This window comes from Legionella nigrisilvae, assembly GCF_977063395.2.
Map to the genome: position 1 here is coordinate 500147 of NZ_CDRUGZ020000027.1, position 14740 is coordinate 514886.

A 14740-nucleotide genomic window follows, 5' to 3' on the forward strand; every position below is an offset into this window, starting at 1 on the left:
GTATCATTTACTGACTTTTTATTGAGACTTTTCCCATGCTTCGATTTTTATTCATTATCTCATGTCTTTTTGTATTAGTTAATGAGGGTTATGCTGATCCTGCTGCGTGTAATGAACATCAATGTATCGCGGTAGTAGATGCTGGAAGTACCGGTTCAAGACTTCATATTTTTGCTTATGATCTTGATGAAACCAATACCCCATCCGGTATTGCAGAAATATGGTCCAAAAAGATAAAACCTGGATTTGCTACCATTGAGGCAAACCAAAATACTATAGATGCATATCTCACTACCCTTTTCTCCGGAGCTCCTGTACAAAACATTCCTGTTTACTTCTATGCAACCGCAGGAATGCGTCTTGTACCACAAACCAAACAAAAAATTTACTATCAAGAAGTACAAAAATGGTTTAACCAACAATCTGCATGGCAGCTTATAGAAGCCAAAACCATCACTGGACATGATGAAGCATTATACGACTGGCTAGCGGTAAATTATCATATAGGCGCACTCAAATCGCCCTCTAGTACTCCCGTAGGAGTCATGGATATTGGTGGGGCCTCAGTACAAATTGTATTCCCAATACAAAAAAATACTGAAGAGAAAGGAACCCAAGTTGAATTGGATCTATACGGCCAACATATCAATTTATCCGTACATAGTTTCTTAGGACTTGGGCAAAATGAAATGGCCCATCAACTTCTCGATACTGCTTCTTGCTTTTCTGAGGGTTATCCACTTTCTGACGGACGTACTGGACAAGGTGATGCTTTACTTTGTGAGCAAGAGGTATCTCCTTTAATTAAAATGCATAAGGTCAAAAAAGAGGTACAACCTATTCTTTCTGCGAGTCATATCAGCTCTTGGTACGCCATCGGCGGTTTTCCAAATCTTGCAGAAAGCAAACCGTTCCAATTTCAAAACAATCAATTGACCATTCAAGATTTGTTTCAACAAGCAAACAATCTGATCTGTCATCAACAATGGGAACGTCTCAGTAATCAATTTCCAAACAACGAATACATTGAGTCATATTGTCTTCTACCTGCTTTTTATTATGCGCTGATGGTCGAGGGATATGGTTTAACAGCAAATCAACAGTTAAATTATGTTCCTTCAGCGGAAAATCTGGATTGGACATTAGGAGTAGCGTTACATCATTGATGTATAGTGTAACTGGAGTGACACCATTTAAATCCGCTGTAGTGCGCTCCACGTAACTATATGGATTCTATAGAGCTCATAATTCTTCTAAAGAAAAATCCTCAACCCTTAAAATTTTTGATTGCTCATAAAAGGAACTTAGAGCATCACGAAATTTTTGTGCGCGTGCGGGTAACCCATGCTGACAATAATAAACTACTTGCTCATAAACCGCTTTTTTAAAAGCAACCGTGTCCGACTCCGCCTCTGCACCACCATTTAAATTATCAATACTGACATGAAATTTATGCCCGGCAGCTTTTGAGAGAATCCACTCCAATGCTTGGGGCTTTACTTCAACATGTTGAAATAAAGCTTGTTGTTCTGCACTACGCCCATCAGGCATATACCAATACCCAAAATCCACTTGCTTTCTACGTTCTTCTCCCGCAATAAGCCAATGAGAACATTCATGGAGTGCGCTGCTAAAAAAACCATGAGCAAAATATAACGCATTATAAGAATGCGCCTCATTTGCTGGTAGATAAATGGGCTCATCATCCCCTTTAATGAGCCTGGTATTAAATTCTTTGCCAAAGCAACGATCAAAAAGAGTTATTAAATCCTGATATTGATGCACAAATAGCTTTTCACTCATTAATTTACACATAATGCCTAATTTATACTAATATATTAAAAGAGTCATTATTTTTAATGAGTTTACGGAACTTGGAGTTTCGCGATAAACATGCAAAAAAAAGCACTGTCATACCGATTAGGAAGATTTATAAATAAGCTTCGTTGGCCCATTATAGTTTTATGGTTGCTTGCAATTTTACTCTGTATCCCCTTTTTGCCGCACATTATTACACCGTTTAAGACCACTGGATTTGTGGATGAAAGCTCTCAAAGTGCCCGTGCCGAAGAGTATATGAATAAACAATTGGGATATAATGATAAAAATAAATTTCTTATCATGTACCACAGCAAAAAGCTTTTAGCGACAAAAGATAAATTCAAAGAAAAAATTAAAAAATCCTTGGCTGATTTAAAGGATTTTCCCATTAAACACAAAATTATTTATCCTGATGATACGCATCAAATTTCCAAAGATAAACATACAGCATATGTTGCCGTGATCATCAAAAGCAATAAGCCTCTTACTAATGATTTATTAAATCAATTTAAAGACTCCATAAAAAAACCAAGTCAGATGACTATGTGGATTGGAGGTGAACCGCTGTTCGTAGAAAATGTGAACAAACAAACACAAACCGACCTATATAAAGCAGATATTGTCGCCACGCCTATAGCGATTATCACCTTAATTCTGGTATTTGGGTCGGTAGTTGCTGCCACACTTCCAATTATTCTTGGCGGCGGGTGCGCGATCATTATTCTTACAACGCTTTATTTCTTTGGGCATCTTTTTACCCTTTCCATTTTCACCATCAACATCGCTTTATTGCTCGGCTTGTGTCTTTGTCTTGATTATTCATTATTTTTTATAAATCGCTTTAGAGATGAGCTAAAGAACGGATTAACGGTTCAAGAGGCGATAGCAACTACCCAAGAAACAGCTGGAAAAGCAATTTTTTTTAGTGGGTTGGCCGTTTTTGTAAGCCTCAGTGCTTTATTTTTGTTTCCTGTTAACATTCTTTTTTCCGTTGCGGTAGGTGGTTTGGCTGCCGTTTTCTTTGCAGTATTAATCTCTACAATTTTTTTACCTGCCATTCTTGCCGTCCTGAAATCAAAGATTAATTTTCTATCAGTACACGTATATAAGAATAAAAATCACTCCAGTTCTTGGCGTTGGCTCGCAGAACGAGTTGTTCGGCATCCCTATCTTTTTTTCTTCCCTATTCTTATTTTCTTGTTAGTGCTTGGATATCCCTTTTTAGAGGCAAAATTTGGTGTCTCTGACTATCGTATTTTCCCTGAGAAATCAGAAAACCGAGCTTTTTATGATACCTATGCAAAGAAATTTCAGCTTGAACAATTAAGCCCTATAATCTTAGTGATCGAATCGCCCTCTTCATCTATTTTGTCTCGCAATAACCTATCCAAAATATATAATTTGGTACATAAATTGAAAGATAATCCACGTGTCAAAGAGGTCAATGGTATTATCAGTAGCACTTCCGACCTTAAAAAGAATCAATATTACACGCTTTATCATTTGAATAAAAAATTGCTTGATCCCCAGGTAAAACAATTATTGGATACGACAACGACCAAACATATGGCAGTCATTAATGTAATTAGCAAATATCCAGTTAACTCGGAAGAAACGAAACAACTGGTAAGTGAATTACAAAATATAAAAATAGGCAGCGGATTAAAGGTCCAACTTACCGGAGTAACAGTGAGTAATATTGATGTGTTACACAGTATTTATCGTTATCTGCCCTATGCGGTTCTATGGATTATTGTATTTTCATATTTGATCTTGCTTCTATTATTAAGATCTCTCCTCCTGCCTCTGAAAGCAATAATAATGACTTTGTTAAGTTTATGTGCTTCATATGGTGCGTTGGTTTTCGTATTCCAACAGGGATATCTATCCAGTATTCTTAACTTCCAACCACAAGAAATGCTCGATATCAGTTTATTAGTAATAATATTTTGTGCCCTGTTTGGTTTTTCGATGGACTATGAAGTATTTTTGCTCTCTCGAATCAAAGAGGCGCATCAATTAACTCGTGATAATAACAAAAGCATTATATTTGGCATTGAAAAAAGCAGTCGTATTATTACCAGTGCTGCACTTATTGTTATTGTGATTACCTGCTCCTTTTTGATTGCTGATGTTTTGATGGTCAAAGCATTTGGTCTTGGCATTGCTGTTGCTATTTTCGTCGATGCCTTTTTAATACGAAGTTTTTTAGTCCCCGCAACCATGGCCATTTTTAAAAATTGGCTCTGGTATCTACCTAAATGGCTGGATCGAATTCTACCCAAACTATAATCCTAACTCGAATTTGAATATCCCAAAAGGTTTACTATACTGAATTTAAAGGGTTTTTAATTATTTTTTATAACCGATGAGGTAATTCCAATAATTTGAGGGGGATGACACTTCATAATAAATAAAAAATACTTTAAGACTTTAAATTCAGCATAAAATTTTGTTTACCGCTATTCTTTAACTGCCGAATTTAGGATAAGAAAATGGCGAATAAAAAAATAATACAAGCCTTATTTGAAGAACATGCGCATCATTTCCCAAATCATATTGCTGCTGTAAAGGGAAATGAACAACTGACTTATAGCGAGCTAAATCGAAGAGCAAATCAACTCGCTCACTACTTAAAAAGCTTAGGCTTAAAACCAGATTCTCCTATTGCACTTTGTTTGGAGCGTTCATTTGATTTTCTAATTACACTTGTAGCCATTTTAAAGGCAGGTGGTGCTTACTTACCGATAGATGCATCGCAACCTGAGGATCGTTTATTTTTTTTACTTCAGGATAGCAAAGCCTCAATTTTAATTACTCAATCTATGTTCAAAGATAAATTTAAACCGTATCAAGGAACTCTTGTGTTATTGGACATTGATGATAAGGTTATCAACCAACAAGCATGGAATAATCCATCTCCAACAAATACTCCAGAGCATTTAGCATATATCATCTATACATCGGGCTCTACTGGAACTCCCAAAGGCGTGCTTATTGAACACCGTTCGGTGGTCAATTATTGTCATTGGTTTGCCCACTATACACAGTGCAAACCGCAACAGCGTATCGATTTTTCTGCAAACCCTATTTTTGATATGTCAGTCACTACGACCGTTGTGCCATTAATGTTGGGATTAACTGTGGTTCTTTGCGAGGAAAAAACAAAGAAGGAAATTCACTCGTATTTGCATTATCTAGCGAAAGCACGCATCAACATTATTAAACTAACTCCAAGTTATTTTAAAGTGCTGTTGCACGAAATAAAAAATAATTTCATTACATTGCCGCACCTGCATTCCATTATTCTCGGAGGAGAAAATTTATCTGCTGCTGAATGTCAATCTTGGCTTAAATCCTATCCTAAACATGTTCTATTTAATGAATACGGACCCACTGAAGCAACGGTGGCGGTTTCAACATATAAAGTTACTAATTTGAACTGCTCCTATCTGGATACGAATGTCCCTATTGGCATTGCAGGCACTAATATGAGTTGCATTATTCTCGATGCCAACAATGAACCGGTTCCCGATGGAGAGGTCGGTGAGCTTTTTATTGGGGGGACATGTTTGGCGCGCGGTTACTTAAATCAACTTCAACTTACACAAGAACGATTTATTACCTTAAGTAAAACTCGTTTATATAAAACAGGGGATTTATGTAAAAAACGGCCTGACGGAACCATTGAATATTTAGGTAGAATTGACGAGCAAGTAAAAATACGTGGGTATCGTATTGAGCCAAGCGAAATTGAAAAACACATGATTGGCCATCCCGGTATTGAAGAAGTTGCAGTACTGCCCCAAAAAGATGCTTTTGGAGAACAACGCTTGGTAGCCTATTACGTTTTAAAAGACCCCGAAGCTTCATTAAATACGAATCAAATACGCCAGCATTTACACCAAAAGGTACCGGAATATATGGTTCCTACAGTTTTTGTAAATGTGGATAAGTTTCCCTTGACTAGGAATGGAAAGCTGGATAAAGCCGCATTACCTGTACCTTTGTTAACTGCGAGTTATAATTATACTGAGCCTGTTACTGCACTTGAAAAAAAACTTGCGCGAATTTGGTCAGATGAATTGGGCGTTCAACTCATTGGTATTCATGATAATTTTTTTGATTTAGGGGGACATTCTTTATCTGCGGCACGTATCATTTCAAAAATAAATGATGAATTAAATAGAACTATCAGTCTATCTGACTTTTATAAGGCCACCAACATTGCAGCTTTAGCTCCTATTGTTAGAAACACAAAAAGAAATAAGAAAAAAACAAAAAATAAAACAGTTAGCTATCATAAAATAAGTCATCTACCTCTGAGTGATTTCCAGTTTTTACTTTGGATGTCACATATTTTTGAACCCAGAGCACAAAAGTTAAATATTGTCGCTAGAAAGAGATTCAGTGGTCACTTAAACGAAAAGGCTTTAGATTTTGCTTTTCAAGCGATTTTAAAAAAGCATGAAACACTTACTTATCAAATCTTCAAATTAAAACCGGCCCAAAAAACACAAAAAAAATGGTCATTTAAACTCGCAACTACTGATCTTACAATGCTTCCGTCCCACAAAAGTGAAAAAGAATTGCAAGATTCAATGACACAACTCATTGATTTTTATCCCTGGCCGAAAAAAACAGCTTTAATTATCGGCAAATTATTTTACTTAACTGAGAACGAATCTGAGCTTCAAATTTGCATACCGCATTTAATTTCTGATGAGCATTGTACTGATATTTTATTCGCTGAGTTATCTCATTTTTATGAACGATACACGCACTTAATGCTTGATGAAATTGCACTAGACTCACACTTTAAAGAACATATTTTTAATGAACGATCTGCAATGAAAATTCACCTGGATGAAGACATTCCATTTTGGGAGAAGTATCTAAAAGATACCCATTTATTTACTTTTCCCGAGGAGTATATAGTTCGTAATATGCAAGCTGAACAAATTCCTTATTCCACGTACTCAGTCATACCAGAAGCCTCTTTAAATCATTTCAAGCTTTTTTGCGAACTAAATCATATAAGTATCAATAACGCGTTATGCGCTGTAATTGCATTGGCGTTACGAAATTGTTCCGGTAACTGTAAAAGTGAGACACCTTACACCCTCATGAATATCATTCAATCAACACGTGATAATCCAATGTATGATAATACAATTGGTTGTTTCCTGAGAGTTGAGCCGGCTAAAATTATCCTTGATGAGGCGGCAACTTTGACTGGTCTATCTCAAGAACTACGTAATTCGATTATTGATACAAGTAACTATCAGCACTGTTCAAATTTAATAAAACTGAGTTCCATAGGTTCCTTTAAACCCAACATACTTGAAAATATATTTACCCATCTAATCACTCCACTTTATCTAAAACTACTCAACATACCTTCCATTTATCGTAAAATCTTAAAACGATGTGGCAGTCGAATGATTTCATTTAAACGAAATACCAAATTTGTTATTAACCTCAACATCCGTACTAACTTTACTGACCTGACTAATAAAAATTTAAAATTATTTGGTTTGAATACCAAACAAATTAAAAATAATAAGGATGATTTACTAGCGATAGATTATATTTTCGAAGCCAGTTTTATTCGAGATGACAATGAAAACGTTCATCAATTAGTTATTTCCGCAAATTTAAGACCCGAATTTCGCGAAAAAATTGCTCTAGAAGCAATTCAGATTATGAATTCAGTAGGTTTTGAAAAAAATCTACACGAAGCCTCCCTCAAATATGAAGAAGAAGAGCAGTTGCTTTCATAAACAATAAATCAAAAATACTTTTACCGCTTTCAATATTCGCAAATTAAAATGCGATATTAATATCGATGTCTTTTGCAGGCAGATTAATTTTCTGATAGAGTAACTTGCATAGAATTTCGAGTTAAATAGAGGATATTAAAAATGATACGAGGATTTTTTGCAGGTTTAATGTGCTTACTCAGTTTCTCTGCTTTTTCATATGGTAGTTCTTGTGGTAATGCAGTTCCTACGAATGATGTAAATTTTTGCTCCTCATTTAAGAAAGTTGCAACTTGCTACTGTACTTCTTCCGGTTTGCCTTCTGGTATGTGTCAAGATATGAATATGCTTTATGCACGTATGGTGAGTGTCTATGGATCCCTGGATAAAGCATGCGCAGCTCAACCTTATACTACAAAACAAGATTGTCTTGATAATTGGAATTGCTATCGTCTGGGAGGAGTTGATTCTCGAGGCAGAATATGTAGTTCTACCAAAAAACCCTGTCAGTAATTTATATAAATTAAAATCATAACATGATTAAGGTTGGGCTACGGCCCAACACAATGCTAACGATCTAAGGAATCCTGGTAGAGTAATTATTGTGCGTGATAAAAAATCGAAATTATTTTTATTCTCATTCTTATTTCTTTCTACGCCGTATTGTCTGGCTGAGACAGAAAATCTACCACATCACCCTTTTTATATCGGTGCCATTGGAGGATTTGGTTCAACTACCTGGACGGGTTTGGTTCCCACTAAGGAAAATCAAAATGTTGCCCTAATGTTATCCACACCTACAGATGTTGAGGAAGGTGGAAGTGTTTGGGGAGTAATGGCTGGATACGAATTTACTCGATATTTTGCAATTGAAGTAAATTACGTGCACTTTCCTGAAGCAAATGTCTTTTTCGATCCCATAAGTTTATTCAGTTTCGAGCATGATGGTTTAGATACGTTAGCATCTCAAACTGAGACTTTAACTTTGATGGGAAAACTTATGGTCCCTATTCCGCACTCGCAAATGAAAATTTTTTCTGGCGCAGGAGTGGCTGGTGTCCATCGTAAAGATATTGTGGTAGATGATTGGCGACCGGGACCTGCTTTTAGTGTGGGTGTTAATTATAATTTTACTGAACGAATTATGGGTGAAATTGCCGGAAGTTTTACTGCAGGTTATGGAGAGTCGCAGCTTAATCCTGCCGACGCATATTATCCATTTCTTTATTCAATCGCCGGACATCTAATTTTTCGTTTTTAAGTGATGTTTATTGCCATCAGTGTTAGAGAAGGGTTCGCAAATAACAACGTCATTCTAGCGGCACAGCACTCATGCTAACATAGTTAATGCTTACCTAAACGATAGGTTTCATAGTGTTTTTCCAATATAGATTTTAGTTTCTCTTTATTATCCAAACCTAATTGGCGAACCAAACTTAAAGTAGATAATATATGGAATGCCTTAGCTTTGGTGGCTTTAAAAGGGACCTGTAAATGAGCATTCTTAGTATCGTCACTTTCGGTCAATAAAGTTTTTTTTGTAATTCCTTGCATATGTTTATTTTCCTGTTCTTTTCTTGGTAAGAAGTTTTTATCCTTTATTAAGCATCGTGTTATCTGATAATAAGTATTGAGTTGTTGGTATGTAAGTTTAATTTCAACAGTATTATTTGCATGATACATATCCATTGATTGATTTCGCATCAGCGAGGGATGATGTATTTTGGCTAATCCCAGGATGTTCTTTTCTAACGAAGTCTTAGAGCTTTGAGGAAGCAATTTGTTCAACATATAATATCCAAATGGACGAACTGCATAGGTGTAAGGAACTAAAACGTAATAATAAAGAAAGGATCTCGCAATCGCATTAAATAAAAGATGGTGCGTTTTACGTTGATTATTGTCTTCTTCCGCAGAAACATATTGAAACTCGGTATCTGCAAATCCTGCATAATTTAAACAGTGATCGCAAAATGCATTAGGTCCTTGTTTGTCTTGTGGGGGTACAACTTGAAGAATCTCCCAATCCTTTTTCCAAATCCCAAAAGCTGAAACCGGATCATTACCTTGTTTTTGCACTACTACCCTAGGTTTATCTTTTAAGTCATCCCAATGATCATAGCTTCTTTTAAATAGAGGCTCATAAAGTCCAGGAGGATTTAAAGCATCCACCCGTGATAGCTTATAATTACCTTTATCGATAGCAAGCAATAGACTTAAAGCACCTCCCAAACTTACCCCACACACATGAATCGTGTTTTTCTGTTGGTTTAGCCACGTTCGTATTCTCTCTCGTCCACTACGATATAAAGAGAGACCAACCGTTTCAAATCCCATTGTGTCAGTCTTTACTTGGGTAAGAAAACCTTGTCCTGCAGGATAAGTAGTGCCCATAAAAATTAAATGGGATTCTGCTTTCTCATGGAAAAGGGGCTTAAGTCCATAAGCAAAAACACGGTCATTATCATAAGTAAAAAAACTCTTCCACCAGTGTGGTTCTGTTAATTCAATTGGGGTAACTTGATATTCAACCAAGTCCCAATGTCCGTCAATACATTGAGGTAGGGTAATGGATTCATAGGGGGTTAAATCACCATAAGGAAGCATAGACAAACAGTTACTTAAATAGAGTTGTACCTGTTCCGCCTCTTCCCGACTTAAATTTTTGCCTTGCAATTGTTTAAAGAGTTCCAAAAAACCTTGCTGCATGGCGAAACGAACTTCTCTTAACAAAGCAGTGTCGCGTTGAAAGAAAAATGAATATAGGACAGCTGGGGTTAAAAATTGAGTCCAGGATTCAGTCCATCCCATAGTAAAAAAACGCAATATATTACGCGCTAAAATAGGAGCGTAGTCAGCACGATCCACTCCATCAAGCGATTCAAATTCTTGTGGGTCAACAAACTTAAGTTCTAAGCCCCCTTTAAAAACTGTTCCTTCAGACAAATTTATCTCCTTATCCCTAATAATCATAAAATGATATACCTAGTAAAAAGAAGTCTAAATCGAGTACGAGTGCAACTATTTATGCTTGCCAATAGAATATTGAGTGTAGTATTTTTCTAAACTTGGCTTTAATTTTTTATTCTCAACTCCAAGTTGTTCCACTAAAGTTAAAGTATGTCGAATATGAGCTGCTTTGGCTCGGGTAACTCTAAAAGGCACTACCAAATCCTGCTTTTGGGGCTCCGAGCATTCTTTTAGTAAGAATTTTTTAGTAACTCCATCAACATGTTTGCTTTTCTTTTCCTCGCTCGGCAAAAAATGTTTCCCTTTTACAAGACGACGCATCACATCATAATAGGTATGGATTTGTTGATAAGTCAAATCGACTTCTACAGCATTACTTTTATTATAAATATCCATAGTGGGATTACGAGCAAGAGAAGGATCGTGTAATTGAGCTAGTCCTTCCTTTCCAGCAAGCTCAGGTTCTGCTGACGATGCTTTTGAAATGCCATTTTTAGGAAAACAAAAGGAAGATATAAAAACGCTAGCAAATAAACCTCCAACTATGCCCATAAATGCAAGTAGTGGTAAAACACCGGCAACTACAAGAGGGGCACACACTAAAATTCCTAATACAGGCACCGTAATTTTCCAGTTGTGCGCGAGAAAATAAAAAAGTGGCCGTACCAGATAAGTATAGGGAAGTAAGAATAGACCATAAATTAAACTTCTACCGAGATTATAGAGCCAAAAATTACGTGTTTTTCTTTTCGCATTATCCTCTTCTGCCTCAATGTAATCGAACTGTGTTTCGGCAAAGCCTGCATAATTTAAAAAATGGTCACAAAATCCATTAGGGCCTTTTTTGTCACTTGGTGGAGTGACTTGGATAATATACCAATCATCCTTCCAAACCCCAAAAGCTGAAACTGGATCATTTCCTTGTTTTTGTACGACAACTAGAGGTTTATCTTTTAATTTATCCCAATAATCATACTTTCGTTTGTTGGCATGAAGTCCTGCTGGGTTTAATGCATCAACCCTTGAAAGTTGATACTCTCCTCTATCAATAGCAAGCAATAAACTTAAAGATCCTCCCAAACTTACTCCACATACATGGATCTTATTTTTTTGGGATTTCAGCCATTCGTGAATTCTCTTCCGCCCCATAATATAAAGAGATTCGCCAACTGTTTCAGAACCATTGGAATCAGTATTCACTTGGGGTATAAAACCTTGTCCCGCTGGGTAAGTTGTTCCCATAAAAATTAAATGCGACTCCGCACCTTTATGGAAAAGGGGTTCAAGTCCATAAGCAAACACACGATCGGTATCTTGAATAAAAAACCGCGCCCATCCTGAGCGTTTTGTTAGTTCAATGGGTTTAACCTGGTACTCGACAAGCTCCCAATTTCCATTAATACATTGAGGGATTTTGATGGATTCATAAGGAGTTAAATCTCCATAAGGAAGTAATGTTAAACAATTACTTAAATAAAGATGAGCTTGTTCTTCTTGCTCTTTAGTTAATTGTTTATTTTTTAATTGCTCAAAAAGCTCCAAAAAGCCTTGCTGAAAAGCAAAACGTAATTCTCTTAATAATTCATGATCACGTTTTACAAAAATGGCATGAGCCACTGAAGGAGTTAGAAATTCAGTCCACTGCTTCGTCCAGCCCATCATTAAAAAACGTACGGCATTGCGAGCAATAATAGAAGCCTGATTTTCTTTAGCCACCCCTTCTATGGGTTCAAAATTACTTTGTGAGGAAAAATTTAAATCTATACCACCCTTAAAACTAGGTTTTATAGGCATATCTCACCTCTTAAATAACCACTGTGAGTAATGATCTTATCCCCTGAAGTAAAAAAGAACGATCGAATTAAACACGTATTAAACGAAAATACGAACGTTCTTAATTTAGCTAGAAATAAATACTTATTATAATTTTTCTTGTTGCAATGAGGTCACTACAGCTGGACGTTCTGCAACAACTTTCATGAACTGTTCTAAATGTTTATACGACGAAAGATCTATTTTAAAATGATAAGACCAGCGCAGCACTACAAATAAATAAGCATCTGGCAGTGTAAAATCCTTGCCCATTAAATAGGGTCCTTTCGCAAGATGCTCGTTAACAAATTTTAGTTTCGTATTAACAAGCGACATAAACATGTTTTTTGTCTCTTCATTAAGATTTGGATTAAAAAACATACCTAGTGTCTTATGTAATTCGGTAGCAACATAATTAAGCCATTCAAGGGTATGGTATCTTCTTAAATCACCCACTGAAGCTAATAGCTTTTGACCCGGTGTACTATCTGCCAAATATTGTAAAATGACCTGATTTTCTGTAAGTATATCTCCATTATCGAGATAAAGTGCGGGTACTGCACCTTTAGGATTAATTGCTAAATAATTTTCATCAGACTTCGTTTTTTTAGCTTTTAAATCAACCTCTTCATCCTGAAAAGTGCGACCCAATTCATTAAGGACAATACGTGCCGCTAATGAACATGCTGATTTAGCATAATAAAGTTTCATATCCACTCCTTTGATTCATTGTCAATTATCAAGGTTACAACTTCTCAGCTCAGATAATAGCTTGGGTAAAGCGGGGAAAAACCCAGCTTTAAAAATAAGTTCCCGTTCCGTCTCGCTTTACCTAGGCTACTCTGATGGGTTTCGATAAGAAACCCCCTAGAATTATCTATAATAATCTTTTTAGATTCACAATAGAACACCCAATATACTCGCTAACTACTTAGTTCAGGTGTTTTATTTTTTTGAAGCTCTTCTTCAAGTTGATTTATCAGTTTCATAGTGGACGATTGTCGTTTAATAAAAGGAAGATCATCCCAAAAGTATGTTTTTCTCAAAACTTGTAAATCACCTTTATTTTGATCTTTCCAAGTCTGGATATATCTCAATAATTGCTCTATAGATGAACTTTTACTGGGTCCCACTATGTCTAAATATAATTCTTTGAGTCTCAAGAATTTCTTCTGAGTACTAGAAGAGTCAGGCTCCAGGAGTAGCATATTTTCCATTCTTGAGTACAGCATTGTAATTACTTTCTTCTTTGTGTTATTTGATTCAACGATGGTTACTGGGGGTGGTGGAAGTACATAGTATGGGATTTTTTTACAAGGCTTGCCGTATTCCAACACCGTTTCACAAGGTAAATCCTTAAAAAAGATAGATGAAACCAAAGAAGATACTGGAGCATGCCGAACGGTCTCAAGAAGCTCTATTGCTGTATGCCTACATGTATTACCAATATGTAACTCACTAATACTCGCTTTTATTTTATTTAAACGATCGTTCGGTATGGGTTTTACATCGGGGGAGGATGCAATTTTCGTGCTAGTTAATTTTAATGTGACTTCATCCCCGCTTGTTGAGTCGGGCTTGTAATATTCAAATTCGTTATGGGCGCGCAAACTTTCTAATATGCTGACAAACTCGAGATATTGTTCATAGGATATATCGTACGCTTGATAACTGATTCGATCCCTTTGTATTTTTTTTCGAAAGATCCCTTCATCCGTTAATTGTCCCCTATTCTTAAAAAAAAGAGAATTGCAGAGGAAATCCATTTGCATAAAATAATCTGCTTTTATAGTCTGAACATGGCCTCCATTAGAGGTAATTATTTGAAGAACTTGCTCAGCACTTAGATGTAATCGGGCAGCTTTCTGAGGGTTAATTTGATTTATATTTTTATTGAATTCATCATAATCAGCAATATTCACTTCTTCAGCATACGGTACTTTTTTAGTTTTTTCTCCATCGGTGTCTTCTCCATTTTCAGTAATTTTTACTACTTTTTGGCGAACGTAATACAACTTTTGGATACCTTGATCCTGACAATATATATAGTCGTATTTATATGCTGTGAGATCTTTTGGTAGTTGAGGCATTAAATGAAGGTCACACTTCGCCCCACTGGGATAGCCAAACTTACCTACGCGGCAAAGTAAACGACGGACTTTATTTTGGTCATATACCCCCAGCATTAGAAAAGCATGCGGTCCTTGTTTGTTAATTGAAATAAAAAAATGATCCGTTTTTTTATTAACTTTTAGCAAATCAGGCGGTGGGCTATTTTTTGACATAATCATTATCTTTTGAACTTAGAGCGCAAATTGTATCACATGAAATGTACGCAAACCAACTAGAATCGAATTTATAATAAAAGGTAAAGG

10 protein-coding genes are annotated in these 14740 nt (G+C 36.2%); 5 read left to right on the forward strand and 5 right to left on the reverse strand.

Features of this window, described 5'->3' with window-relative positions; genetic code table 11:
* Positions 1-35 precede the first annotated feature (35 nt).
* A complete protein-coding gene (locus ACWTE2_RS19495; RefSeq protein WP_454783968.1) occupies positions 36-1166 on the forward strand; it encodes a multidrug DMT transporter permease in 1131 nt (376 codons plus the stop codon).
* A 76-nt stretch (positions 1167-1242) separates the two neighbouring features.
* Here the strand turns inward: ACWTE2_RS19495 and ACWTE2_RS19500 are convergent, their stop codons facing one another.
* Positions 1243-1785 (reverse strand): elongation factor P hydroxylase, encoded by a 543-nt coding sequence (locus ACWTE2_RS19500; RefSeq protein WP_454784429.1) that lies wholly within the window; start codon positions 1783-1785, stop codon positions 1243-1245.
* A gap of 108 nt (positions 1786-1893) precedes the next feature.
* Between ACWTE2_RS19500 and ACWTE2_RS19505 the strand changes: the two genes are divergently transcribed.
* The 4 genes from ACWTE2_RS19505 to ACWTE2_RS19520 all read left to right on the forward strand — a co-directional run bounded on the left by ACWTE2_RS19505 (position 1894) and on the right by ACWTE2_RS19520 (position 8844).
* Complete coding sequence (locus ACWTE2_RS19505; RefSeq protein ID WP_454783969.1) at positions 1894-4113, forward strand: MMPL family transporter; 2220 nt, start codon at positions 1894-1896, stop codon at positions 4111-4113.
* Between the two features lie 203 nt (positions 4114-4316).
* Positions 4317-7604, forward strand: a complete 3288-nt coding sequence (locus ACWTE2_RS19510) for an amino acid adenylation domain-containing protein (protein ID WP_454783970.1) — start codon at positions 4317-4319, stop codon at positions 7602-7604.
* Positions 7605-7745: 141 nt separating this feature from the next.
* Complete coding sequence (locus ACWTE2_RS19515) at positions 7746-8096, forward strand: hypothetical protein (RefSeq protein ID WP_182390952.1); 351 nt, start codon at positions 7746-7748, stop codon at positions 8094-8096.
* Between the two features lie 91 nt (positions 8097-8187).
* Positions 8188-8844, forward strand: coding sequence for a hypothetical protein (locus tag ACWTE2_RS19520; RefSeq protein ID WP_454783971.1), 657 nt, complete (start codon positions 8188-8190; stop codon positions 8842-8844).
* Between the two features lie 83 nt (positions 8845-8927).
* Here ACWTE2_RS19520 and ACWTE2_RS19525 read toward each other — a convergent pair whose 3' ends face one another.
* From ACWTE2_RS19525 to ACWTE2_RS19540, 4 genes are all read right to left on the reverse strand, one after another.
* Positions 8928-10529, reverse strand: a complete 1602-nt coding sequence (locus ACWTE2_RS19525) for a hypothetical protein (protein ID WP_454783972.1) — start codon at positions 10527-10529, stop codon at positions 8928-8930.
* Positions 10530-10604: 75 nt separating this feature from the next.
* Positions 10605-12347 carry a hypothetical protein gene (locus tag ACWTE2_RS19530; protein ID WP_454783973.1) on the reverse strand — a complete coding sequence of 581 codons (1743 nt, stop codon included), beginning with the start codon at positions 12345-12347 and terminating at the stop codon, positions 10605-10607.
* Between the two features lie 126 nt (positions 12348-12473).
* Positions 12474-13076: a glutathione transferase GstA gene (gstA, locus tag ACWTE2_RS19535; protein ID WP_454783974.1), complete on the reverse strand. Its 603-nt coding sequence runs from the start codon at positions 13074-13076 to the stop codon at positions 12474-12476.
* Between the two features lie 212 nt (positions 13077-13288).
* A complete protein-coding gene (locus tag ACWTE2_RS19540; protein WP_454783975.1) occupies positions 13289-14650 on the reverse strand; it encodes a hypothetical protein in 1362 nt (453 codons plus the stop codon).
* Between the last annotated feature and the right edge of the window lie 90 nt (positions 14651-14740).

Coding starts and splice junctions, on each gene's coding strand:
- ACWTE2_RS19495 (WP_454783968.1), top strand. CDS start 36: ATGCTTCGATTTTTATTCATTATCTCATGTCTTTTTGTATTAGTTAAT.
- ACWTE2_RS19505 (WP_454783969.1), top strand. CDS start 1,894: ATGCAAAAAAAAGCACTGTCATACCGATTAGGAAGATTTATAAATAAG.
- ACWTE2_RS19510 (WP_454783970.1), top strand. CDS start 4,317: ATGGCGAATAAAAAAATAATACAAGCCTTATTTGAAGAACATGCGCAT.
- ACWTE2_RS19515 (WP_182390952.1), top strand. CDS start 7,746: ATGATACGAGGATTTTTTGCAGGTTTAATGTGCTTACTCAGTTTCTCT.
- ACWTE2_RS19530 (WP_454783973.1), bottom strand. CDS start 12,347: ATGCCTATAAAACCTAGTTTTAAGGGTGGTATAGATTTAAATTTTTCC.
- gstA (WP_454783974.1), bottom strand. CDS start 13,076: ATGAAACTTTATTATGCTAAATCAGCATGTTCATTAGCGGCACGTATT.
- ACWTE2_RS19540 (WP_454783975.1), bottom strand. CDS start 14,650: ATGTCAAAAAATAGCCCACCGCCTGATTTGCTAAAAGTTAATAAAAAA.